Annotated in this window: 30 protein-coding genes; all 30 read left to right on the top strand. The window is 61.7% G+C overall.

The features are described 5' to 3' along the window. Nucleotides 1-4 precede the first annotated feature (4 nt). The 30 genes from EM6_RS05955 to rpsE all read left to right on the top strand — a co-directional run bounded on the left by EM6_RS05955 (nt 5) and on the right by rpsE (nt 23,626). Nucleotides 5-1,468, top strand: a complete 1,464-nt coding sequence (locus tag EM6_RS05955) for a UDP-N-acetylmuramoyl-L-alanyl-D-glutamate--2,6-diaminopimelate ligase (RefSeq protein ID WP_126420997.1) — start codon at nt 5-7, stop codon at nt 1,466-1,468. Between the two features lie 35 nt (nt 1,469-1,503). Then, on the top strand, nt 1,504-2,892 hold the full coding sequence (locus EM6_RS05950) for a UDP-N-acetylmuramoyl-tripeptide--D-alanyl-D-alanine ligase (protein ID WP_126420995.1): 1,389 nt from the start codon (nt 1,504-1,506) through the stop codon (nt 2,890-2,892). 9 nt (nt 2,893-2,901) lie between these two features. Then, the gene (gene mraY, locus EM6_RS05945; protein WP_126420993.1) at nt 2,902-4,011 is read left to right on the top strand and encodes a phospho-N-acetylmuramoyl-pentapeptide-transferase; all 1,110 of its coding nucleotides are present in this window, start codon (nt 2,902-2,904) and stop codon (nt 4,009-4,011) included. Nucleotides 4,012-4,185: 174 nt separating this feature from the next. Then, a complete protein-coding gene (gene murD, locus EM6_RS05940) occupies nt 4,186-5,592 on the top strand; it encodes a UDP-N-acetylmuramoyl-L-alanine--D-glutamate ligase (protein WP_126420992.1) in 1,407 nt (468 codons plus the stop codon). Nucleotides 5,593-5,691: 99 nt separating this feature from the next. Beyond that, on the top strand, nt 5,692-7,278 hold the full coding sequence (locus EM6_RS05935; RefSeq protein WP_126420990.1) for an alpha-amylase family glycosyl hydrolase: 1,587 nt from the start codon (nt 5,692-5,694) through the stop codon (nt 7,276-7,278). A gap of 280 nt (nt 7,279-7,558) precedes the next feature. Beyond that, entirely contained in the window at nt 7,559-7,930 is a 372-nt protein-coding gene (gene rpsL / locus EM6_RS05930; RefSeq protein WP_013478452.1) for a 30S ribosomal protein S12, read from the top strand. Nucleotides 7,931-7,942: 12 nt separating this feature from the next. After that, nucleotides 7,943-8,416, top strand: a complete 474-nt coding sequence (rpsG, locus tag EM6_RS05925) for a 30S ribosomal protein S7 (protein ID WP_013478453.1) — start codon at nt 7,943-7,945, stop codon at nt 8,414-8,416. A gap of 140 nt (nt 8,417-8,556) precedes the next feature. Then, entirely contained in the window at nt 8,557-10,635 is a 2,079-nt protein-coding gene (gene fusA / locus EM6_RS05920) for an elongation factor G (RefSeq protein ID WP_126420988.1), read from the top strand. A gap of 158 nt (nt 10,636-10,793) precedes the next feature. Next, nucleotides 10,794-11,984, top strand: a complete 1,191-nt coding sequence (tuf, locus tag EM6_RS05915; RefSeq protein ID WP_013478455.1) for an elongation factor Tu — start codon at nt 10,794-10,796, stop codon at nt 11,982-11,984. 185 nt (nt 11,985-12,169) lie between these two features. Beyond that, entirely contained in the window at nt 12,170-13,045 is an 876-nt protein-coding gene (locus EM6_RS05910) for an AraC family transcriptional regulator (protein ID WP_126420986.1), read from the top strand. A gap of 56 nt (nt 13,046-13,101) precedes the next feature. Further along, entirely contained in the window at nt 13,102-14,292 is a 1,191-nt protein-coding gene (locus tag EM6_RS05905; protein WP_172961143.1) for a GNAT family N-acetyltransferase, read from the top strand. A gap of 307 nt (nt 14,293-14,599) precedes the next feature. Continuing rightward, nucleotides 14,600-14,908 carry a 30S ribosomal protein S10 gene (gene rpsJ, locus EM6_RS05900; RefSeq protein ID WP_006273890.1) on the top strand — a complete coding sequence of 103 codons (309 nt, stop codon included), beginning with the start codon at nt 14,600-14,602 and terminating at the stop codon, nt 14,906-14,908. A gap of 11 nt (nt 14,909-14,919) precedes the next feature. Further along, the gene (gene rplC / locus EM6_RS05895) at nt 14,920-15,651 is read left to right on the top strand and encodes a 50S ribosomal protein L3 (RefSeq protein WP_013478458.1); all 732 of its coding nucleotides are present in this window, start codon (nt 14,920-14,922) and stop codon (nt 15,649-15,651) included. A 2-nt stretch (nt 15,652-15,653) separates the two neighbouring features. Further along, nucleotides 15,654-16,286: a 50S ribosomal protein L4 gene (gene rplD, locus EM6_RS05890; protein WP_126420982.1), complete on the top strand. Its 633-nt coding sequence runs from the start codon at nt 15,654-15,656 to the stop codon at nt 16,284-16,286. A 3-nt stretch (nt 16,287-16,289) separates the two neighbouring features. Next, nucleotides 16,290-16,586, top strand: a complete 297-nt coding sequence (locus EM6_RS05885) for a 50S ribosomal protein L23 (RefSeq protein WP_107874122.1) — start codon at nt 16,290-16,292, stop codon at nt 16,584-16,586. A 15-nt stretch (nt 16,587-16,601) separates the two neighbouring features. Next, a complete protein-coding gene (gene rplB, locus EM6_RS05880) occupies nt 16,602-17,438 on the top strand; it encodes a 50S ribosomal protein L2 (protein ID WP_013478461.1) in 837 nt (278 codons plus the stop codon). Nucleotides 17,439-17,441: 3 nt separating this feature from the next. Continuing rightward, nucleotides 17,442-17,720, top strand: coding sequence for a 30S ribosomal protein S19 (gene rpsS / locus EM6_RS05875; RefSeq protein WP_013478462.1), 279 nt, complete (start codon nt 17,442-17,444; stop codon nt 17,718-17,720). Between the two features lie 3 nt (nt 17,721-17,723). After that, on the top strand, nt 17,724-18,107 hold the full coding sequence (rplV, locus tag EM6_RS05870) for a 50S ribosomal protein L22 (protein WP_013478463.1): 384 nt from the start codon (nt 17,724-17,726) through the stop codon (nt 18,105-18,107). Continuing rightward, a complete protein-coding gene (gene rpsC, locus EM6_RS05865; protein WP_013478464.1) occupies nt 18,107-18,862 on the top strand; it encodes a 30S ribosomal protein S3 in 756 nt (251 codons plus the stop codon). Before rplV ends, rpsC begins: the two co-directional genes overlap by 1 nt. Nucleotides 18,863-18,867: 5 nt before the next feature. Further along, complete coding sequence (rplP, locus tag EM6_RS05860) at nt 18,868-19,296, top strand: 50S ribosomal protein L16 (protein ID WP_013478465.1); 429 nt, start codon at nt 18,868-18,870, stop codon at nt 19,294-19,296. Nucleotides 19,297-19,301: 5 nt separating this feature from the next. Next, the gene (gene rpmC / locus EM6_RS05855) at nt 19,302-19,496 is read left to right on the top strand and encodes a 50S ribosomal protein L29 (RefSeq protein WP_013478466.1); all 195 of its coding nucleotides are present in this window, start codon (nt 19,302-19,304) and stop codon (nt 19,494-19,496) included. 11 nt (nt 19,497-19,507) lie between these two features. Further along, complete coding sequence (rpsQ, locus tag EM6_RS05850; protein WP_013478467.1) at nt 19,508-19,747, top strand: 30S ribosomal protein S17; 240 nt, start codon at nt 19,508-19,510, stop codon at nt 19,745-19,747. 392 nt (nt 19,748-20,139) lie between these two features. Beyond that, on the top strand, nt 20,140-20,508 hold the full coding sequence (gene rplN / locus EM6_RS05845) for a 50S ribosomal protein L14 (protein WP_013478468.1): 369 nt from the start codon (nt 20,140-20,142) through the stop codon (nt 20,506-20,508). Continuing rightward, entirely contained in the window at nt 20,508-20,822 is a 315-nt protein-coding gene (rplX, locus tag EM6_RS05840; protein WP_126420980.1) for a 50S ribosomal protein L24, read from the top strand. The genes rplN and rplX overlap by 1 nt, the downstream gene beginning before the upstream one ends. Next, nucleotides 20,815-21,372: a 50S ribosomal protein L5 gene (rplE, locus tag EM6_RS05835; protein WP_126420978.1), complete on the top strand. Its 558-nt coding sequence runs from the start codon at nt 20,815-20,817 to the stop codon at nt 21,370-21,372. Before rplX ends, rplE begins: the two co-directional genes overlap by 8 nt. Before the next feature lie 18 nt (nt 21,373-21,390). Beyond that, on the top strand, nt 21,391-21,696 hold the full coding sequence (gene rpsN, locus EM6_RS05830) for a 30S ribosomal protein S14 (RefSeq protein WP_013478471.1): 306 nt from the start codon (nt 21,391-21,393) through the stop codon (nt 21,694-21,696). Nucleotides 21,697-21,711: 15 nt separating this feature from the next. Continuing rightward, nucleotides 21,712-22,110: a 30S ribosomal protein S8 gene (gene rpsH, locus EM6_RS05825; protein ID WP_126420976.1), complete on the top strand. Its 399-nt coding sequence runs from the start codon at nt 21,712-21,714 to the stop codon at nt 22,108-22,110. A 37-nt stretch (nt 22,111-22,147) separates the two neighbouring features. Further along, on the top strand, nt 22,148-22,681 hold the full coding sequence (rplF, locus tag EM6_RS05820) for a 50S ribosomal protein L6 (protein WP_013478473.1): 534 nt from the start codon (nt 22,148-22,150) through the stop codon (nt 22,679-22,681). Between the two features lie 3 nt (nt 22,682-22,684). Continuing rightward, nucleotides 22,685-23,038, top strand: coding sequence for a 50S ribosomal protein L18 (rplR, locus tag EM6_RS05815; RefSeq protein ID WP_013478474.1), 354 nt, complete (start codon nt 22,685-22,687; stop codon nt 23,036-23,038). A 12-nt stretch (nt 23,039-23,050) separates the two neighbouring features. Then, nucleotides 23,051-23,626 carry a 30S ribosomal protein S5 gene (gene rpsE, locus EM6_RS05810; RefSeq protein ID WP_013478475.1) on the top strand — a complete coding sequence of 192 codons (576 nt, stop codon included), beginning with the start codon at nt 23,051-23,053 and terminating at the stop codon, nt 23,624-23,626.

Here is a 23,626-nt window from a genome sequence, read left to right as displayed (position 1 = left end):
AACCATGAGCGGGCTTCGCCTGTCGGACATATTGAGGCGCGATCTGGACGTCGATCCGGTCGTGACCGGCGTGACCGCCGACAGCCGCAAGGTCGGACCGGGGACGCTGTTCTGCGCCCTGCCGGGCACGGCACGCGACGGTCGTGAGTTTATCCCTCAGGCCCTGTCGCAGGGGGCCGCCGCCGTTCTGGCCCCCGAAGACACGCCCGCGACCGCCGCCAACATCCTCACCGCCTATGATGTGCGCCGCGCCTATGCCCTGGCGGCCAAGGCCTTTTACGGCGCGCAGCCCAAGACCTGCGTGGCCATCACCGGCACCAATGGCAAGACCTCGGTCGCCACCTTCTGCCGTCAGATGTTTGCCCATATGGGCTACCATTCGGCCAGCGTCGGCACGCTGGGCATCGTCACCCAGAACGGGGCGGCCGAGCACGCTATCACGCCGCCGGGACTGACCACGCCGGACGCCGCCGACATTGCCGAGCATCTGGCCGCATTGGCGCGCGATGGCGTCACGCATCTGGCGCTCGAAGCCTCCTCGCACGGCATTGATCAGCGTCGCCTCGATGGCGTCACCCTGACGGCGGCGGGCTTCACGAACCTGACTCAGGACCATCTCGATTATCACGCCACGATGGAGGCCTATCGCGCCGCCAAGCTGCGCCTGTTCGAGCAGCTCCTGCCGCGCGGTCGCACGGCGGTGCTCAATGCCGATTCCGACGCCTATAACGCCTTTGCCGCCTCGGCCATCACCGCCGGGGCGTCGCTGCTCAGCGTCGGCGAGCGCGGGCAGCACCTGACCCTGACCCACCGCGACCTGACCGTCGACGGGCAGATCCTGTACCTTGAGCATCAGGGCCGCAAGTTTGAGGTCAAGCTGAAACTGGCCGGCCTGTTTCAGGCGTCGAACGCGCTGGTGGCGGCGGGCCTGTGTCTGGCCGCCGGTCAGAAGGTCGAGTCGGTGCTGGAGGCGCTGTCGCACCTGAGCGGGGCGCGTGGGCGGCTTGAGCGCGTCGGTTCGACCGGCAATGGCGCCGAAATCTATGTCGATTACGCCCATACGCCCGACGGGCTGGAGACGGTGCTGAAGGCGCTGCGCCCGCACACGCAGGGGCGTCTGGTCTGCGTCTTCGGCTGCGGTGGTGACCGCGATCGCGGCAAGCGTCCGCAGATGGGGGCCATTGCCGAGCGTCTGGCCGACCGCGTTATCGTTACCGACGACAATCCGCGCTCCGAAGAACCGGCGTCCATCCGCGCCGAGATCATGGCCGGTCTGGCCGGCACGCAGTCGTCTAACGTGCTTGAGATCGGCGACCGCCGTCAGGCCATTTTCGAAGCCGTGGCCAGCCTGAAAACCGGCGATGTGCTGGTCGTGGCGGGCAAGGGCCACGAACAGGGACAAATCGTCGCCGGAAAGGTCTTGCCTTTCGACGACGCCGGTGTAGTGCTCGAAGCCTTGAACGCATAAACCCCCTCTCCCTCAAGGGAGGGGGAGGAGTAAAGATGACACCTCTCTGGACCGGAACCGAACTGCTCAAGGCCACAGGCGGCACCTTCGCGGGCCTGAGCGGCGACGCCAGCGCTATTTGCGCCACCGGCATCACCTTCGACAGCCGTCAGGTGCAGCCGGGCGATATCTTTCTGGCCTTGTCCGGCGTGCGCGACGGGCACGACTTCGTGGCGCAGGCCTTTGCGCAGGGGGCGGTGTGTGCGATCACGCGCAAACCGGTCGAAGGCGGGCCCTGCCTGATGGTGCCGGACGTGCTTAAGGCGCTGGAAAAGCTGGGGGCCTATGCCCGCGACCGCGCTCCGGCCTTGAGAGGGGCGGTGACCGGCAGCGTCGGCAAGACCTCGGTGACGCAGATGGTCATGGCGGCCCTGAGCCGCGCCGGACGCGCCCATTCGGCGGTCAAAAGCTTCAACAACTATATCGGTGTGCCGCTGACTCTGGCGCGGATGCCGGCGGATACCGAACGGGCTGTGTTTGAAATCGGCATGAACCACGCCAATGAGATCACGCCCCTGTCCGAACTGGTCGAACCCGATGCGGTGATCATCACCACGGTGGGCGCCGTGCACACCGAAAACTTCCCCGATGGCGAAGAAGGGGTGATGAAGGCCAAGGCCGAGATTTTCGACGGCCTCAAATACGGCGGGCTGGCGATTCTCAACGCCGACAATCCCTGGTTTGCGGAACTGAACGAACGGGCCAGCGAAATGGGCGCCAGGGTGCAGCGCTTCGGCGAGGCCGAGGGCGCAGACGCACGCCTGATCAGCCATGAGGTGGTCGATGGCCGCGCTCAGGTGACCGCCACTTTGCACGGGCGCGATATCGCCTTTACCCTGGCCCATACGGGCAAGCATCAGGCGCTCAACGCCCTGTCGGTGCTGCTGATGTGCGAGGCGCTGAAGGTCGAGACGGCGACGACACTCGCCGCCCTGTCGGCCTTTGAGGCGCTGGATGGCCGCGGGGCCGAGCACCAGATCGCGGTGGCGGGTGGTCAGGTGACGCTCATCGACGAAAGCTATAACGCCAACCCGATCTCGATGGTGGCGACGCTCAACGCTCTGGCCGCGCGTCGGCTGGCGACCGGCGGGCGGCGCATCGCGGTGATGACTGACATGCTGGAGCTGGGCCCTGATGAGGCCGAACGTCACGCGGCTCTGGCCCCGGCCCTGACGGCAGCGGGCGTCGATCAGGTGTTTGTCGCGGGGCCGCTGATGCGCGCCCTGTGGGACGTCTTGCCAGAGGCGCAGCGCGGGGCCTACGCGGCCACGGCGGCGGAACTGCTGGAACCGCTGAAATCAGCCTTGCGTCCGAACGACATTGTTATGATAAAGGGCTCCAACGGATCGAAGGCGGGCCTGATTGCCAAGAGCCTTCTGATTTAGGGACACTGTATGTTTTATTTTCTGTACGAGCATTTTGCGGCGCTTGACCACTGGCCGCTGCTCAACCTCCTGAAATATCAGACCGTGCGCGTCGGCCTGGCCATCATCACCTCCTATCTGGTGGCGGTGGGTCTCGGCTCGCGCTTTATCCGCTGGATGCGCGCCAAGCAGGGCAAGGGCCAGCCGATCCGCGAAGACGGTCCGCAATCGCACCTTCTGACCAAGAAGGGCACGCCGACCATGGGCGGGCTGATGATTCTGGCCGGTATTCTGGTGGCGACGCTTCTGTGGGCCGACCTGCGCAGCGTCACCGTGTGGGTGGTGCTGGGCGTCACCATGATCTACGGCTTTCTGGGCTTTATGGACGACTACGCCAAGGTGACCAAGCAGACCTCAGCCGGTCTGTCGGGGTCGCAGAAGCTGATTGCGCAGTTCATCGTGGCGGGGATTGCGGCGGCGCTTCTGGTCTATTTCGGGCCGCAGTCGCCGACCTCGTCCGGGCTTTCGACCTCTCTGGCCGTGCCGATCTTCAAGAACGTGCTCTTCAATCTCGGCTATTTCTACATTGTCTTTGCCGCCGTGGTCATTGTGGGCGCATCGAACGCCGTCAACCTGACCGACGGGCTGGACGGGCTGGCCATCGTGCCGGTGATGATCGCGGCGGGGACGTTCGGCATCATCTCCTACGCCGTTGGCAACTACGTCTTTGCCAACTATCTCAATGTCCACTTCGTGCCCGGATCGGGTGAGGTGGCGGTGTTTCTGGCGGCGGTCATCGGTGGCGGCATGGGCTTCCTCTGGTACAACGCCCCGCCGGCCAAGATCTTCATGGGCGACACCGGTTCGCTGGCTTTGGGGGGCGGTCTGGGCATGACGGCGGTGGCCATCAAGCACGAGATCGTGCTGGCCATTGTCGGCGGCCTGTTCGTGGTCGAAGCCCTGTCGGTGATGATCCAGATCGGCTATTTCAAGCTGACGGGTAAGCGGGTCTTCCTGATGGCGCCGATCCACCACCATTTCGAAAAGAAGGGCTGGGCGGAATCGACGGTCGTCATCCGCTTCTGGATCGTGGCCGGGATTCTGGCCATGGTCGGTCTGGCCACGTTGAAGCTGAGATAAAAGTGTAGCCACCCCACCCCCATTGGCTCCGCCAATGGTCCCCTCCCCGTCAGCGGGGAGGTGTAATCTATACCTATACCTCCCTGCACAAGGTGCGGGGAGGGGGACCACACGAAGGGCGAAGCCCTGAGATGTGGGGGTGGGGTGCGTTTCAAGAGTTATGGAGAGACCCCTTTGATCCCGGTAAAAAGCTTCGCTGGCAAGCGTGTCGCCATCTTCGGTCTGGGGCGGTCCGGCCTGTCGGCGGCGCGCGCGCTGAAGGCCGGAGGGGCCGAGCCGCTTCTGTGGGACGACAAGCCGCAGTCGATGCTCAGCGCCTCGAAGGAAGGCTTCACCATCGAAAACCTGAAGGTCGCCGACTGGTCCGAAATCGACGCCCTGATGCTGTCGCCCGGCGTGCCGCTGACGCATCCGGAGCCGCACTGGACCGTTAAGGCCGCGCAAGCCGCCCATGTCCCGGTCATCGGCGATATCGAGCTGTTTGCGCGCACGCTGAACGCCCTGCCGGAAAAGCAGCGCCCGAAGACCGTGGCTATTACCGGCACCAACGGCAAATCGACGACGACGGCCCTGATCGGCCATATCCTCAAGGCCGCCGGGCGCGACGCCCATATCGGCGGCAATATCGGCATCGGCGTGCTGGATCTGCCGGAAATGCACGCCGGGACCATCTACGTCATCGAAACCTCCTCCTATCAGCTTGACCTGACCCAGACCTTCCGCCCGGACGTGGCGGTGCTGATGAACTTTTCGCCTGACCATCTCGACCGGCATGGCGATATGGACGGCTATATCAAGGCCAAGAAGCGCATCTTCCTGAACCAGACGGCGCATCAGACGGCGGTGATCGGCACTGACGATGAGTGGTCGCAGGCCGTGGTGACGGAAATGACCGCGCACCATTCGGTCAATCTCATCCCCATTTCGTCGCGGCGCACCCTGGGGCGCGGCGTCTATGCGCTGAACGGCGTCATCTATGACGCCACGACCGACCGTGCGCGTCAGATCATCGACCTCAAAACCGTGCGTACTCTGACCGGTCGCCACAACTGGCAAAACGCCTGCGCCGCCTATTCGGCCTGCCGGGCGCTGGGCCTGACGGTCGAAGCGATCGTGGCGGGCATCCGGTCCTTCCCCGGCCTCGACCACCGGATGCAGGAGATCGGGCGCATCAAGAATGTGCGCTTTATCAACGACTCAAAGGCCACCAATGCCGATGCGGCGCGTCAGGCTATGTCGAGCTATGACGGCTTCTACTGGATCGCAGGCGGCCGCGCCAAGGCGGGCGGCATTGAGGAGTTGAAAGACCTCTTCCCGCGCGTGAAGCACGCCTATCTGATCGGCGAGGCGGCGGAGCTGTTTGAAAAGACCATCGGCACGGCCGCCCCCTGCACCCAGTCGCGACTGCTGTTCACCGCGGTGGCGCAGGCCTTTGCGGCGGCCGAAAAGTCCGGCAAGGAAGAGGTGGTGCTGCTGTCCCCGGCCTGCGCCTCTCAGGACCAGTTCACCGACTTCGAGGCGCGCGGCGATGCGTTCAAAGAGGCCGTGGCCGACATTCAGCGCAGTCTGGCCTCGGCTTAAAACGGTCGCGTTTAAGGCCGCATACGTATTCATCCGTCGCATGTCTGTTCGCGAATGAGCGCCTGTGTTTTCCTGCGTCAAAAGACAGGGAGACAAAGTATGGTATTGAAATCGCTGACAGGCGCGGCGCTGGCGTGCGCGCTTCTCGCCACGGGCGCGCAGGCGCAAACGGCTAGAGCCGACGTCTCCAAGGTCGCTGCCCAGCCGCGCGATAATGGCCTGCCCGCGCATTGGAACCGCAGCGCCACCTTTATGGAAATCTTTGTTCGCTCCTATCAGGACTCGGACGGCGACGGCATCGGGGATTTCAACGGCCTGACCTCGCGGCTCGACTATCTACAAAGTCTGGGCGTGACCGGCATCTGGCTGATGCCCATGCACCCGTCAGCGGACAAGGACCACGGCTATGCGGTCAGCGACTATCGCGCCGTCAATCCGGCCTATGGGACCATGGCCGATTTCGAGCGCTTTGTGGCCGAGGCGCACAAGCGCGGTATCGGCGTCATCATTGACTATGTGATGAACCATTCGGCCAATGACAACCCGATCTTCCTCAGCGCGGCGCAATCGAAAACCTCGCCCTATCGCGACTGGTACATCTTCGCCGACAAGGACCCGAAGTGGGCGGGCTTTTCCTGGGGGCCGTGGCGCCAGAACAAGGTCGGCAAAGGCTATTTCTACGGCCTGTTCGACGATCAGATGCCGGACTTCAACCTGAAAAATCAGCGTGTCATCGACTATCACGCCGACAATTTCCGCTTCTGGCTGAACAAGGGGGTTGACGGCTTCCGCATCGACGCCGTGACCATGCTGGTCGAAAACGGCCCCACCGCCTATATGGATCAGCCGGAAAACCTTGAGGTGCTGAAACAGGTCAATGCGGTCGTCAAAGCCTACCCTAACCGCTACCTGATCTGCGAAGCCTCCGAACAGCCCGCCCTCTATGCCGGTGAGGCCTGCACCCACTCTTTCGCCTTCGGTACGCAGAAGGAAATCAAGTCCAGCGCCCGCGACGGCAGGCTGTCGGCAAAACTGGCGACGCAACTGGCCTCGGACACGCGCGCCCTGATGCCTTTGGTCCTGCAAAGCCACGATTCCTACGTCGGAGACCGCCTGATCCACGATCTTGATGCCGGCAGCTATCGCGTGGCGGCGGCCGTGTCGATTTTGGCGTCTGACACGCCGTTTTCCTATTACGGCGAAGAGATCGGGCTGGCCAATAATGGCAAGTATGACGACCCCGGCCTGCGCGCCCCGATGAGCTGGGACGGTGCGGCCGGGCACGGCTTTACCACGGCGGCCAAACCCTATCGCGCCTATGCGACCAATGCCGCCACCCACAATGTCAAGGCGCAGACCGGCGAAGGCGGCAGCTTGCTGGAATATTACCGCGCCCTCTATCTGGCGCGGCAGGCGCACCCGGTGCTGGCCGACGGGACGTTTACGCTTCTGTCGAAGGCCGGGGAGGAGACGCTGGTCTTTGCGCGTCAGAAGGCCGGGCAGAAGGGACTGGTGTTCATCAACCTGTCTGCCGCGCCGCAGACGATTGAGACGAAAGGCGAGGGGGTGTGGGCTTCGGCCCTGGACCTCGGCGCTCCGGCGCAACTGACGGCGCAGGACGGCCAACTGCGCCTTGTCCTGCCGCCCAAGGGCGTGGCCGCCTATGTGGCGGCAGGCAGGCCATAGTCGTCCTGCCCTTGCCCGCCGCCCTTTGGTGGTCCCGGCGTGAATCCCGCTTGACCCGCCGGGGGGGCTCCTGTATAGCCCCCCCAATCTTTTTTGAGGCGGGACCTGCAAGGGTCCGTTTTCAGAGCGATTGAGACAAGGGCCTGCGTGCCCGCCGTAACCCCCAAAGCGCGGGTTGCGGCTTTTGTGTTTGTCGTTTCCGATGCTTCTGAAGGCTACATCTTAACCGAGGTCGCCCGGCCAAACGGCACAGGCCTCCCCATCTAAGGCAAGAGATTAAATGCCCACGATTAACCAGCTTATCCGCAAGCCGCGCAAGCCGAACCCGAAGCGCAACAAGGTGCCGGCCCTGAAGGGCTCGCCCCAACGTCGCGGCGTGTGTACGCGCGTTTACACCACGACCCCGAAGAAGCCGAACTCGGCTCTGCGTAAGGTCGCCAAGGTCCGTCTGACCTCCGGCATCGAATCGGTGTGCTACATCCCCGGCGTCGGCCACAACCTTCAGGAACACTCCGTGGTTCTGATCCGCGGCGGCCGCGTGAAGGACCTTCCGGGTGTCCGTTACCACATCCTGCGCGGCGTGCTCGACACGCAAGGCGTCAAGAACCGTAAGCAGCGCCGTTCGCACTACGGTGCGAAGCGTCCGAAGTAAGGATAGACTCATATGTCCCGTCGTCACCGCGCAGAGAAGCGTGAAGTTCTGCCCGATCCCAAGTTCGGGGATCTGGTTGTCACCAAGTTCATGAACTACGTCATGTACGAAGGTAAGAAGGCCGTCGCCGAAAACATCGTTTACGGTGCCTTCGACATCCTCGAAGCCAAGAAGAAGGACGCGACTGCGGTTGAGACCTTCCATGCGGCCCTCGACAACGTCGCCCCGTCGATCGAAGTGCGTTCGCGCCGCGTCGGCGGTGCCACCTATCAGGTGCCCGTCGAAGTCCGTCCGGACCGTCGCCGCGCCCTCGCCATCCGCTGGCTGGTCAACGCCGCGCGCAAGCGTGGTGAAAACACCATGACCGAAAAGCTGGCCGGTGAGCTGCTCGACGCCTCCAACAACCGCGGCACCGCGGTCAAGAAGCGCGAAGACACGCACAAGATGGCCGAAGCCAACCGCGCGTTCGCGCACTACCGCTGGTAATTCCTTGCGGGACAGGGCTGTCACGGTCCTGTCAAAAAAGGTCTATAAGGCGCGGGCGACTTTGCTGATGAAGTCTCCCGCGCTTACGCATAGTGCCTACACACTTTTTTTAAATCCCCTTTTTGTCTGAGGCCCGTACAATGCCCCGCAGTCACAAAATCGAGGACTACCGTAACTTTGGTATCATGGCGCACATCGACGCCGGCAAGACCACGACCACGGAACGTATCCTCTACTATACCGGCAAGAGCCACAAGATCGGCGAAGTCCACGATGGCGCTGCCACCATGGACTGGATGGAGCAGGAGCAGGAGCGCGGCATCACCATCACGTCCGCCGCGACGACCGCCTTCTGGCAAGGCAAGCGCCTGAACATCATCGACACGCCGGGTCACGTGGACTTCACCATCGAAGTCGAGCGTTCGCTCCGCGTCCTCGACGGCGCTGTGGCCGTGCTCGACGGCAACGCCGGTGTTGAGCCGCAAACCGAAACCGTCTGGCGTCAGGCCGACAAGTACAACGTGCCGCGTATCGTCTTCGTCAACAAGATGGACAAGATCGGCGCCGACTTCGACAAGTCGGTCGAGTCGATCCGCGACCGTCTGGGCGCCAAGGCTGTGCCGATCCAGTTCCCGATCGGTGCCGAATCCTCGCTGAAGGGCCTTGTGGACATCGTCCGCATGAAGGCCGTGGTGTGGGACAATGACGGTCTGGGCGCGTCGTACCACGACGAAGAGATCCCGGCCGATCTGGTCGAAAAGGCCAACGAAGCCCGTCAGTACCTCATCGACAACGCCGTCGAACTCGACGACGAGGCGATGGAAGCCTATCTCGAAGGCAATGAACCGTCGGAAGAAACTCTGAAGAAGTGCATCCGTAAGGCGGTTCTGACCTCGGCCTTCTTCCCGATCCTCTGCGGTTCGGCGTTCAAGAACAAGGGCGTTCAGACGCTCCTCGACGCCGTTGTGGATTATCTGCCGTCGCCGGTCGATATCCCCGCGACCAAGGGCATCGACTACAAGACCGAAGAAGAAGTCACCCGCAAGGCCTCGGACGATGAACCCCTGTCGGTTCTGGCGTTCAAGATCATGGACGACCCCTTCGTCGGCTCGCTGACCTTCTGCCGTATCTATTCGGGCAAGCTCGAAGCCGGTATGGGCCTCTTGAACTCGACGCGCGACAAGCGTGAACGGGTTGGCCGCATGCTGCTCATGCACTCCAACAACCGTGAAGACATCAAGGAAGCCTTCGCGGGCGACATCGTCGCTCTGGCGGGCCTGAAGGATACCCGCACGGGCGACACGCTCTGCGATCCGCTGAAGTCGCCGGTCATTCTGGAGCGTATGGAATTCCCGGCCCCGGTTATCGAAATCGCCGTCGAGCCCAAGTCGAAGGCCGACCAGGAAAAGCTGGGCGTCGCCCTGTCGAAGCTGGCCGCCGAAGACCCGTCCTTCACCGTTTCGACCGACCACGAGTCGGGCCAGACGATCCTGAAGGGCATGGGCGAACTGCACCTCGACATCAAGATCGACATCCTGAAGCGCACCTATAAGGTCGAAGCCAATATCGGCGCGCCGCAGGTGGCCTATCGCGAATCGATCACCCGCAAGGCGGAAATCGACTACACGCACAAAAAGCAAACCGGTGGTACCGGCCAGTTCGCCCGCGTGAAGCTGGTGTTCGAACCGGGCGAGCCGGGCACGGGCTTCGTGTTCGAGTCGGCCATCGTCGGCGGCGCGGTGCCGAAGGAATATATTCCGGGCGTCACCAAGGGCCTCGAATCGGCCAAGGAAAACGGTCTTCTGGCCGGCTTCCCGCTGATCGACTTCAAGGCCACCCTGATCGACGGCGCCTTCCACGACGTTGACTCGTCGGTCCTGGCCTTCGAAATCGCCTCTCGCGCCGCCTTCAAGGAACTGCGCGAAAAGGGCGGCCCGAAGCTGCTTGAGCCGATCATGAAGGTCGAAGTCGTGACTCCGGAAGAGTATCTGGGTTCGGTCATCGGCGACCTCAACGGTCGTCGCGGCATGATCCAGGGTCAGGACATGCGCGGTAACGCCATCGTCGTTGACGCCTTCGTTCCGCTGGCGAACATGTTTGGTTACGTGAATACCCTGCGTGGTATGTCGCAAGGCCGTGCGCAGTTCACCATGGTGTACGACCACTACGAGCCCGTGCCGCAGCACGTCGCCGACGAAGTGATCAAGAAGTACGCCTAAAAACCATTTGGCCCGTAGCAAAGACTATGCTACGGGCCTTCCCCACTGCGCCCCGAACCGGAAATCCGCAAGGATGACGACACGGATTTCCGGGGCGGAGTGCCCCCAGTTTCCAACCCCTAACCGAGTGAAGGCCCGCATATTTGCGGGGATTTGAAATGGCCAAGGAAAAATTTAACCGTACAAAGCCGCACTGCAACATCGGCACCATTGGTCACGTTGACCACGGCAAGACCACCCTGACCGCCGCGATCACGATGACGCTGGCCAAGTCGGGCGGCGCCACCGCCAAGAAGTACGAAGACATCGACGCCGCTCCGGAAGAAAAGGCCCGCGGCATCACCATCAACACCGCCCACGTTGAGTATGAGACGGAAAACCGTCACTACGCTCACGTTGACTGCCCGGGTCACGCCGACTACGTGAAGAACATGATCACCGGTGCCGCTCAGATGGACGGCGCTATTCTGGTTGTGTCGGCCGCTGACGGCCCGATGCCGCAAACCCGTGAACACATCCTGCTCGCCCGTCAGGTTGGCGTGCCGGCTCTGGTCGTGTTCATGAACAAGGTTGACCTGGTTGACGACGAAGAACTGCTTGAGCTGGTCGAAATGGAAGTTCGTGAACTTCTGTCGTCCTACCAGTTCCCGGGCGACGATATCCCCATCACCAAGGGCTCGGCCAAGGCCGCGACCGATGGCGTGAACCCGGAAATCGGCGAAACCCAGATCCTCGCTCTGATGAAGACCGTGGACGAGTACATCCCGCAGCCGGCTCGCCCGGTTGACCAGCCCTTCCTGATGCCGGTCGAAGACGTGTTCTCGATCTCGGGCCGTGGTACGGTTGTGACCGGCCGCGTCGAGCGCGGTATCGTGAAGGTCGGTGAAGAAGTCGAAATCGTCGGCATCCGTCCGGTTCAGAAGACGACCTGCACGGGCGTCGAAATGTTCCGCAAGCTGCTCGATCAGGGTGAAGCCGGTGACAACGTCGGCGTTCTGCTGCGCGGCACGAAGCGTGAAGACGTTGAGCGCGGTCAGGTTCTCTGCAAGCCGGGCTCGATCACCCCGCACACCAAGTTCGTTGCCGAAGCCTACATCCTGACGAAGGAAGAAGGCGGCCGTCACACGCCGTTCTTCACCAACTATCGTCCGCAGTTCTACTTCCGCACGACCGACGTGACCGGCATCGTGACGCTGAAGGAAGGCGTTGAGATGATCATGCCGGGCGACAACGCCGAGCTGAACGTCGAACTGATCACCCCGATCGCCATGGAAGAGAAGCTCCGCTTCGCTATCCGTGAAGGTGGCCGCACCGTCGGCGCCGGCGTTGTGGCGAAGATCCTTGCTTAATCGCAAAGGTCCCGGTTTCTGCCCCTAAGCGGGCAGTCCACACCGATCAGACTAAGGAAACCCCCTGAGGCAACTCAGGGGGTTTTTCGTTGTGTCCCGGCAAGCGTCCATTTCCGCAAGATCGGGAACGACGCCTGACGCAGAGCGTGGCACAGTGAGGCCTGATGTTTTCAGGGGAGCCTTATATGACCGCTCAATCTCAACTGACGCCGTCCGTTGACTATGCTCAGCGCATCGAACGGGTGCTAAAACACCTTGAAGCCACTGATTTCACAGAGGTACCGGACCTTGATGAAATGGCCGGTATTGCGGCCCTGTCGCCCTTTCATTTCCACCGCATCTACCGGCTCATGACCGGTGAGACGCCAGCGGAAACGATCCGGCGTATCCGTCTGGCGCGGGCGACGAACGCCCTTGAGCACTCTATCGGGGAGGCGACACAGGCGGCGGGCTATGCCACGTCGCAAGCCTTTGCCCGCGCGCTGAAATCCGAAACCGGCCATACAGCGAGTGAGATACGTCAATCCGAGTCCCTGCGCGAAGGCCTGAGCCATCAGTTGCGACGCCCGGCGAGTGTGCAGAGCCCGCTGGCCGTCGAAATCGTCGAAGCCGAACCCCTCATGCTTACCGCTTTGCGTAACACCGGGGCCTATCCGGAACTGAACGCTGTCTATCAGCGTTTGTTCGATCTGGTCTTTTCACAGCTTCCCATCGAAGAGCTTGGCGGTCTTTATGGTTATCAGCACGACGATCCACGGTGTACGCCGCCAGAAGCCTGCCGTGCCGAAGTCGCCGTCGATGTCGGGGGCAAGGCGGAACTGATTGAAGACCTCTATCACATAGATGTGCCCGGCGGCGTGTATGCGCGTCTGCGTCATTACGGAGACTATGATGCGGTCCAGCCGACGATGGATGCGCTCTACCTCGCGGCTATAGACGCCGGTTATGCGCTGGCGGACCAGCCGCTGCACCTGCATTTCCTCGATGATCCGGAAGAGGTCGCGATGGCGGATTTGCGTTGCGATCTGTACTTGCCTCTCTCTATTAACCCTTCGGCTTAGGCCAATATCAACCTTATCACTGTACACCCAGTTACATGCACGCACTGGGGAGCCGTATGGCCAGACTGACACGCATCGAAAGCGTCGCGCCCGAAGCGCTTACGCCCGAAGATATTGCAGCCTGGGAAGGGTTTACTTCGCGGCGGCCTGACCTGATCGGGCCCTATTTCGACGTGCGCTACGTCATGGACATCGGCCAGAGCGTCCCGGATGCCCACATAGCGCGTCTTTATGATGAGCAGGGGCAGGTCGCCGGCTATCTGCCCTATCAGGTGCGCGGTCGCACGCTTCAGCCGCTGGGCGCCCCCCTGACCGACTATCACGGCGTCATTGCCGATACCGGGTTTGTAGTGGACTATCCCCTGCTGCTGCGCAGCCTCAAGGCGAACCGCCTCGAATTCATGGGCTGGGTCGGGGAGATGACGGCGGATAAGGTCCACGCCCGCACCATTGAGGCGATCACGCAGATTGCCGACCTGAGCGACGGCTATGACGCCTATCTGGCGCGCCAGAAGGCGCAGCATCACAAGTTTTATAAAAATGTCGGCCGCTGCCAGCGCAATGTCGAAAAGGACTTCGGCGGCTTCGCCTTCAGCTTTGAGCGCGTCACGCCCGACCTGCTGCAATGGGTCATCGACCAGAAGCGCCAGCAATATAGCCGTTCCGGCATGCACGACGTGTTCGGCTGCGGCTGGACGCTCAATCTTCTGAGCCAGCTCGCCAAACGTCAGGACGAAGGGTTCGGGCTGAGGGTAGGGGTGTTCCGCGATGTCAGCGGCCCTGAACCGGTGCTGGTGGCGGCGGAAATTTGCCTGATGCGCGACGCCTGTCTGCACTTCTGGTTCCCGGCCTATGCCGAAAGCTATTATCGCTACAGCCCCGGCATCCTGCTGTCGCTGCGCATCATGCAGCACGTGGCAGAGATGGGCGTGACCCAGATTGATTTCGGCGCGGGCGGCGAATGCTACAAACACACCCTGACCTCTCCGGCGCGGGTGTGTCTGGAAGGGACGATCGAATCGCGCACCAGCCTGATGACCGTTCTGGTCGATGCGGTGGTCGCCCTGTCACCCGCCGCGCGTGAAAAACTGGGGCGGCTTCGTCTCAGCGTGCAACGTCGTCTGCGCACCATCCGCGCCTGTGAAACCGAGCCCAAGGGCAAACGTGACGCTTTTCAGGCGCTCTTGCGTCGCGGTATAAGCCGTCTGCGCACCCCGGCACCGGCCACCAACGACGTAGCGGCTTAAACACGCAAAGAATTATAGTTGCAGGGGTTGACGCGGGACGACTCCTTCGGCATATACGCCACCTCTGTTGGATCGGCCGTGAGGTTCACGCTTCATACGCGGTCCGCATATTACGAAATTAAGTCGGCGGCCTCGTCTTTATATATAAGGTGACGCTTCCAGACTTTCCGAATGGCCACGCAGCTCACGCTGCGCGGCTTTGTTTTTGCGGATAACGCGTCGGTCTCTGTTTTTGGATCGAAGCTGGTCTTTGAAATGGTTCAACGGACGCGGGATACGCAACCCCTTAACTTGGAATAAGAGCGATATGGATCGTCAGAATATCCGCATCAGGCTCAAGGCCTTCGATCACCGCGTGCTGGACCATTCCACACGTGAAATCGTGAACACGGCCAAGCGCACCGGTGCTACCGTCCGGGGGCCGATCCCCCTGCCGACGCTGATTGAGCGCTTCACCGTGAACCGTTCGCCGCACGTCGATAAAAAGTCCCGTGAACAGTTCGAAATCCGCACGCACAAGCGCGTGCTGGACATCGTCGATCCCACCCCGCAGACCGTTGACGCGCTGATGAAGCTCGACCTGTCCGCCGGTGTGGACGTCGAGATCAAGATTTAAGGGGCCCGGTCATGAGAACAGGTCTCCTCGCCAAAAAGCTCGGCATGACGCGCTATTTCGACGCGCAAGGCCAGCACGTCCCCGTCACCGTCCTTTCGCTCGAAGGCTGCCAGGTTGTGGCCCAGCGCACCAAGGACAAGGACGGCTACACCGCCCTGCAACTGGGTGCCGGCACCCGCAAGGCCAAGAACGTTTCCAAGCCTGAGCGTGAACGCTTCGCCAAGGCTCAGGTTGAGCCCAAGGCCATCCTGTCCGAGTTCCGCGTCTCCGAAGACGCCCTCGTCGAAGTCGGCGCTGAATTCTCGGCCGATCACTTCGTCGAAGGTCAGCGCGTTGACATTCAGGGCACGACCATCGGTAAAGGTTTTGCCGGTGCCATGAAGCGCTGGAACTTCGGCGGTATGCGCGCCACCCACGGTGTGTCGGTCTCGCACCGCGCCCACGGTTCGACGGGTAACCGTCAGGATCCGGGCCGCACCTTCCCCGGCAAGAAGATGGCCGGTCATTATGGTGTGGAAACCGTCACGACGCTTAACCTCGAAGTCGTTCGCATCGACGCCGAGCGCGGCCTGATCTTCATCCGTGGCGCTGTGCCCGGTGCGGAAGGCTCGTTCGTCAAGATCCGCGACGCCGTGAAGAAGTCGGCCCCGCAGGCTCTGCCGTTCCCGGCCGGCCTCAAGAAGGCGGCCGCCGCTCCGGCTCAAGCTGAGGAAGCGCCCGCTCAAGAAGAGGGTGCTGAATAATCATGAAACTCGACGTTATCACTCTCGACAACGGCACGGCCGGTTCGGTTGACGTCTCTGACGCCGTTTTCGGCCTCGAAGAGATCCGCAACGACATCCTGGCCCGCGTCGTCAACTGGCAACTGGCCAAGCGCCGCGCCGGTACGCACAAGGTTCAGACCCGCAACGAGAATTCTCGCACGGGTAAGAAGATGTACAAGCAGAAGGGCTCCGGCGGCGCCCGTCACGGTTCGCGCCGTGCGCCGCAATTCGTCGGCGGCTCGCGCGCCTTCGGTCCGGTCGTTCGCTCGCACGCCTTCGACCTGCAAAAGAAGGTTCGCGCTCTGGGTCTGCGTCACGCCCTGTCCTCGAAGGCCAAGGCCGGTGCGCTGATCGTTCTCGATCAGGCCACGCTCGACACGGCCAAGACCGCCGCGCTTCGTGCCAAGTTCGAAACGCTGGGCCTGAAGAACGCTCTCATCATCGCGGGCCCGGAAGTTGACACCAACTTCGCGCTTGCTTCGCGCAACATCCCGAACATCGACGTCCTGCCGTCGGCCGGTCTGAACGTTTATGACGTTCTGCGCCGCCAGACGCTGGTTCTGACGAAGTCGGCGGTGGAAGCGATCGAAGCCCGCTTCAAAGTGGAGGCCTAAGTTATGGCTGCTACTATCCGCAATTACGACGTCATCCTGGCGCCGCACATCACCGAAAAGGCGACCGTTCTGTCTGAACAGAACAAGGTGGTCTTCAAGGTGTCGCTCGACTCCTCGAAGGACGAGATCGCCTCGGCCGTTGAAGCCCTCTTCAACGTCAAGGTTGTCAAGGTGAACACGGTTGTCACGAAGGGCAAGACCAAGCGCTTCAAGGGCATCATGGGCCGTCGCAACGATGTCAAGAAGGCGATTGTCACCCTCGAAGAGGGCCAATCCATCGACATCACCACCGGTCTGTAAGGAGAGGATTGAACAATGGCTTTGAAGCAATTCAACCCCACCTCGCCCGGTCGTCGCGAACTGGTTCTCGTTGACCGTTCCGAGCTGCACAAGGGCCGTCCTGAGAAGGCTCTGGTCGAAGGTCTCACCAAGTCCGGCGGCCGTGGTGCCGGCGGTCGCGTGGCCGTCCGCTTCCGTGGCGGCGGCGCCAAGAAGCTCTATCGCATCATCGACTTCAAGCGTCGCAAGTTCGACGTGGCCGGTACGGTGGAGCGTCTGGAGTATGACCCGAACCGCACCGCCTTCATCGCGCTGATCAACTATGCCGACGGCGAAAAGGCCTACATCCTGGCCCCGCAACGCCTCAAGGCTGGTGACACCATCATCGCCTCGGAAAAGGTGGACGTGAAGCCGGGTAACGCCGCGCCGCTGCGTTCGCTGCCGGTCGGTACGATCATCCACAATGTCGAGCTGAAGCCCATGAAGGGTGGTCAGCTGGCCCGTTCGGCTGGGGCCTATGCCCAGCTCGTTGGCCGTGACGCCGGTTACGCCCAGATCCGTCTGGGTTCGGGTGAACTGCGCATGGTGCTCGACACCTGCATGGCCACCGTCGGCGCCGTGTCCAACCCGGACCACATGAACGAAAGCCTGGGTAAGGCTGGTCGCGCCCGTCACAAGGGCTGGCGTCCGCACGTTCGTGGTGTGGCCATGAACCCGATCGACCACCCGCACGGTGGTGGTGAAGGCCGCACCTCGGGCGGTCGTAACCCGGTCACCCCGTGGGGCAAGCCCACCAAGGGCCGCAAGACCCGTACCAACAAAGCGACGGATAAGTTCATCATCCGCTCGCGTCACCTCAAGAAGGCTCGCTAATCCATGGCTCGCTCCGTATGGAAAGGTCCCTTTGTCGATGGCCACCTTCTTAAGAAGGCGGAAGCGGCTCAGGCCGGCGGTCGCAAGGACGTCATCAAGACGTGGTCGCGCCGCTCTGTCATCATGCCCCAGTTTGTGGGGCTCACCTTTGGTGTTTATAACGGTCAGAAGCACGTGCCGGTGCTGGTGTCGGAAGACATGGTCGGCATGAAGCTCGGTGAATTTTCGCCCACGCGGAACTTCCCCGGTCACGCCGCTGACAAGAAGGCGAAGAGGAAGTAAGCCATGTCGCAAACGTCCAATCCTCGCCGCGTAAAGCCGACCGAAGCCCGCGCCAAGCTGGTCTCCATCCGCATCAGCCCTTACAAGCTGAACCTGGTGGCCCAGTCGATCCGCGGCCTAAAGGTCCAGCGCGCGCTCAACGAGCTTGAGTTCTCGCACAAGCGCATCGCCGGCGACGTTCGCAAGGCCCTGTATTCGGCGATTTCGAACGCCGAAAACAACCACAACCTCGACATCGACAACCTGTTTGTCGCCGAGGCCTATGTGGGCAAGAACATCGTCATGAAGCGCTTTGCGTCCCGCGCCCGCGGTCGCTCGTCGCGTATCCTGAAGCCCTTCTCGGAACTGACCATCGTCGTCCGTGAACTTGGTCAAGAGGCTGCCTAATGGGTCAGAAAGTCAATCCGATCGGTCTGCGCCTTGGCGTCAACCGTACCTGGGACTCGCGCTGGTTCGCCGCCCGTCAGGAATACGCGAAGCTGCTGCACCAGGACCTGAAGATCCGTAAGGAACTGAAGGAAAAGCTTAACGCCGCCGGCGTGTCGCGCATCATCATCGAGCGTCCGCACAAGAAGTGCCGCATCACCATTTATGCCGCCCGTCCGGGCGTGGTGATCGGCAAGAAGGGTGCGGACATCGACAAGCTGCGTAAGGACATCTCCGCCCTCACCGAAGGCGAAGTGTTCCTGAACCTGGTTGAAGTCCGCAAGCCGGAAGTCGATTCGCAACTGGTTGCCGAATCCATCGCTCAGCAGCTGGAGCGCCGCGTGGCCTTCCGCCGCGCCATGAAGCGTTCGATCCAGTCGGCCATGCGTCTGGGCGCCAAGGGCATCCGTATGAACCTGTCGGGTCGTCTCGGCGGGGCGGAAATCGCCCGTATGGAATGGTACCGTGAAGGTCGCGTGCCGCTGCACACCCTGCGTGCGGACATCGACTTCGGCTTTGCCGAAGCCCTGACCACCTACGGCATCATCGGCGTCAAGGTGTGGATCTTCAAGGGCGAAGTCCTTGAGCACGATCCGATGGCCCAGGACAAGCGCTGGTCGCAGGAAGCCTCGGGCCCGTCGTCGAACGAGCGTCCGGAGCGCGGCGAGCGTAACAACCGTGGCCCGCGCCGCGATCGCAACAATAAGGAGGCCTGATCGCTATGCTGCTTCCTAAGCGCACAAAATACCGTAAGGCCTTCAAGGGCCGCATCCACGGTAATGCCAAGGGCGGCTACACGCTGAACTTTGGTTCCTATGGTCTGAAGACGGTCGAGCCTGAGCGCCTGACCGCCCGTCAGATCGAAGCCGCCCGTCGGGCCATCACGCGTCAAATGAAGCGTCAGGGCCGCGTCTGGATCCGTATCTTCCCGGACCTGCCCGTGACGGGCAAGCCCGCAGAAGTCCGGATGGGTTCCGGTAAGGGTTCCGTGGATTACTGGGCGGCCCGCGTGGCCCCCGGCCGTATCCTGTTTGAAATCGACGGCGTCGCGGACGACATCGCCCGTGAAGCTCTGCGCCTCGGCGCGGCCAAGCTGCCGGTTCGTACCCGCGTCGTGACCCGTCTCGACGCCGGCATTGCGGCGGAGTAAGGACCATGACCAAGATTGCCGACCTGCGGGGCAAGACCCCCGATCAGCTTCAGGAAGAACTGCTGAACCTCAAGAAGGAACAGTTCAACCTTCGTTTCCAGAAGGCCACCGGCCAACTGGAGAAGACCCACCGTGTGAACGAAGTCCGCAAGGACATCGCGCGCATCAAGTCGCTTCTGACCACTCAGAAGTCTGCCTAAAGGAATAGACCATGCCCAAGCGCATTCTTGAAGGTCTGGTTGTTTCTGACAAGGGCAACAAGACCATCGTCGTGAAGGTCGAGCGTACCGTTCTGCACCCGGTTCTGAAGAAGCCGGTGCGCGTTTCGAAGCGCTACCACGCTCACGATGAGAACAACACCTACAAGGCTGGCGAAGTCGCTCGTATCATCGAGTGCGCGCCGAAGTCCAAGCTGAAGACCTGGGAAGTGCTTCCCAAGGACGCAGCCTAAGACATCAGAGACCCGTAAGGCTGTTTAGAGCTTTCCGGGTTTCGGTCTTTTGACATTTGCGATCCGGTTCCGCCTGCCTTCGGGATTTCGCGGAATACCCTTCGCAGACGTTGAACCGGAGAGATGCTCACGGAACCTCCACCCCAGACGGGCGGAACGGCTTCGTTGAGCATTTTTCTGTTTGCTTATTCGGAGGAAATAGGGTTTAAGGCCCGCTTCCTCGGAATCCTTCGTGATTTTCGGGGGCGCAAGCCCGCGAAATTCTCTGAAAAAACGCAATCCGAAGCGAAGAACCGCTTCGAGCTTCGGATTGTCCGTACAGATGAACCCGGATCATAAAACGGACGGCTTGCCGGCCGGTTTCTGATCCGAACCATTCGAAAGTTTGAATTATGATTCAGATGCAAACTAATCTGGACGTTGCCGATAATTCGGGCGCGCGCCGGGTCATGTGCATCAAGGTGTTGGGCGGCTCCAAGCGCCGTTACGCCTCGGTGGGTGACCTGATCGTCGTCTCGGTTAAGGAAGCGATCCCCCGTGGCCGCGTGAAGAAGGGCGACGTTCTGCGCGCCATCGTCGTGCGCACCTCGAAAGACATCCAGCGCAAGGACGGGTCGGTGATCCGTTTCGACACCAACGCCGCTGTGATCGTGAACAAGTCGGGTGAGCCCATCGGCACCCGTATCTTCGGGCCGGTTCCGCGCGAGTTGCGCGCCAAGAACCACATGAAGATCATCTCGCTGGCGCCGGAGGTCCTCTAATGGCTGCGAAGGTTAAGAAGGGCGACAAGGTCGTCGTCCTGACGGGCAAGGACAAGGGCCGCACCGGCACCGTCCTGAAGGTTCTCCCGACCGAGAACCGCGTCGTCGTTCAGGGTATCAATATCGTTCAGCGCCACACGCGCGCTTCGCAAACGAACCCGCAAGGCGGCATCATCAACAAGGAAGCCTCGCTTCACCTTTCGAACGTCGCCGTGGCTGACGCCAACGGCAAGCCGACCCGCGTCGGTTTCCGCGTCGAAGGCGACAAGAAGGTGCGCTTCGCCAAGAGCACCGGTGAGGTCATCAATGGCTGATCAAGCTTATACCCCGCGCCTCAAGGCCGTCTATCAGGACAAGATCCGCGCGGCGCTGAAGGAAGAGTTCGGCTACACCAACGAAATGCAGGTCCCCAAGCTCGACAAGATCGTCGTGAACATGGGTATCGGCGAAGCCGTTGCCGACTCCAAGAAGGTCAAGGCCGCGATCGCGGACCTGGCGGCTATCACCGGTCAGAAGCCGGCTGAAACCAAGGCCCGTAAGTCTATCGCCGGCTTCAAGCTGCGCGAAGGCATGGTGATCGGCGCCAAGGTGACGCTGCGCAAGCACCGTATGTATGAATTCCTGGACCGCCTGATCACGATCGCGCTGCCGCGCGTGAAGGATTTCCGTGGCCTGAACGGTAACTCCTTCGACGGTCGTGGCAACTACGCCATGGGCCTGAAGGAACACATCGTGTTCCCGGAAATCAACTACGATCAGATCGACCAGATGTGGGGCATGGACATTGTTGTCTGCACCACGGCGAAGAGCGACAAGGAAGCCAAGGCTCTCCTGAAGCACTTCCAGTTCCCGTTCATTTCGTAAGGGGAAAGGTACAGAACAATGGCTAAGAAATCGGCTGTAAACCGTAACGAGATGGTCAAGAAGCTCGTTGACAAATACGCTGCCAAGCGCGCTGCGCTGAAGGCGGCGGCTGTTGACGAATCCCTTCCCCTGGAAGAGCGCTTCGAAGCTCGTCTTGCCCTCGCCAAGCTGCCCCGCAACTCGGCACCCACCCGCATCCGCAACCGCTGCGAAGTCACCGGACGTCCGCGCGCCTTCTATCGCAAGCTCAAGATGAGCCGCGTCAGCCTGCGCAAGCTGGCCAATGAAGGTCAGATCCCCGGCATGACCAAGGCCAGCTGGTAAGGGAAGATCACACACATGTTCATCTCTGATCCCCTGAGCGATATGATCGCCCGCATCAAGAACGCCGCCCAGCGCCAGCGTTCGAAGGTGCTCACCCCCGCGTCCAAGCTGCGCGCCCGCGTGCTCGACGTCCTAAAGGACGAAGGCTACATCCGCGGTTACGAGCTGCTCGAAGTGCCGGGTGAATTCCCGCAGTTCGAAATCGAACTGAAGTACTTCGACGGTCAGCCGGTCATCGCGGAAATCGCCCGCGTGTCCAAGCCCGGTCGTCGCGTCTATTCGTCGATCAAAGATCTGAAGCCGATCAAAAACGGCCTCGGTATCGCGATCCTGTCCACGCCCAAGGGCGTCCTGTCTGACACCGCTGCCCGCGAACTGAACGTTGGTGGCGAAGTCCTCTGCCGCGTCTACTAAGACCGGCGGGACTTACTTAAGACCATAGGAACACATAATGTCTCGTATTGGGAAAAAGGCCATTGCTGTACCGAAGGGCGTGACCATCACGCTCGACGGTCAGGCCATCACGGTTAAGGGGCCCAAGGGCCAGCTCAACTGGACCGTGGTTGAAGAAATCGAAGTCACGCACGAAGCCGACAACCTGTCGGTTGCGCCGCGTGGTGAAACCGCTCGCCACCGTGCGATGTGGGGTCTGTCGCGCACGCTCATCGCCAACATGGTGAAGGGTGTGACCGAGGGCTTCGAGTCGAACCTCGAACTGGTCGGCGTTGGTTACCGCGCTGCCATGAAGGGCAACAACCTCGAACTGTCGCTCGGCTTCTCGCATCCGGTCGAAGTGGCTCCGCCTGCCGGCGTCACCTTCGTCGTGCCGAAGCAGACCGAAATCAAGATCCAGGGCATCGACAAGCAGGTCGTCGGCGAACTCGCCGCCAAGATCCGCAAGATCCGTCCGCCTGAGCCGTACAAGGCCAAGGGTGTCCGTTACGCCGGCGAGAAGGTTCGCCGCAAGGAAGGGAAGAAGAAGTAAGCCATGGCTCTCTCTCCTCGTGAACAAATGGCTCGTCGGGCGCAACGCAACCGCACCCGCCTCAAGAGCCTCTCCAACGGCCGCCCGCGTCTGTCGGTCTTCCGTTCGGACAAGAACATCTACGCTCAGGTCATCGACGATTCGAAGGGCGTTACGGTTGCAGCCGCTTCGTCGCTCGAAACGGCTGCCAAGCGTGGGTCGAACGCCGCTTCCGCTACCGAAGTGGGCAAGCTGGTCGCCCAGCGCGCCATCGAAGCCGGTATCAAGGACGTTGTCTTTGACCGTGGCGGTTACATCTATCACGGCCGGGTGAAGGCGTTGGCAGATGCCGCGCGCGAAGCCGGTCTCAACTTCTAAGGGGTACGTTCAATGGCTCGTCCCAGCGAAAACCGCAACGATCGTCGCGAACGCACCGAAGAACCTTCGGAGTTTGTCGAAAAGCTCGTTCACATCAACCGCGTCGCCGCCACCGTGAAGGGTGGCCGTCGCTTCAGCTTCGCTGCTCTGATGGTCGTTGGTGACCAGAAGGGCCGCGTCGGCTTCGGTCATGGCAAGGCGCGCGAAGTGCCGGAAGCCATCCGCAAGGCGACCGAAGAAGCCAAGAAGTCGATGGTTCGCATTCCGTTGCGCGAATCCCGCACCCTGCACCACGACGGTTACGGCCGTTGGGGCGCCGGCAAGATCCAGCTCCGCGCGGCCCCTCCGGGCACCGGCGTGATCGCGGGTGGTCCGATGCGTGCCGTGCTCGAAACCCTGGGCGTCTCCGACGTCGTGGGCAAGTCGCTCGGTTCGTCGAACCCCTATAACATGGTGCGCGCCACCTTTGAAGCTCTGAAGGTGCAGTCTTCGCCCCGTCAGATCGCCGCCAAGCGCGGTAAGAAGGTCGGCGACATCCTGACCCGTCGCAACGATGGCGCTTCGTCGCCTGAATCGATCGAGGGCTAA

Origin of the sequence: Asticcacaulis excentricus (assembly GCF_003966695.1) — a bacterium.
GTDB classification, from domain to species: Bacteria; Pseudomonadota; Alphaproteobacteria; order Caulobacterales; family Caulobacteraceae; genus Asticcacaulis; species Asticcacaulis excentricus_A.
The sequence above is the reverse complement of the archived record's forward strand: the minus strand, read 5'-3'. Positions and strand labels throughout refer to the sequence as shown.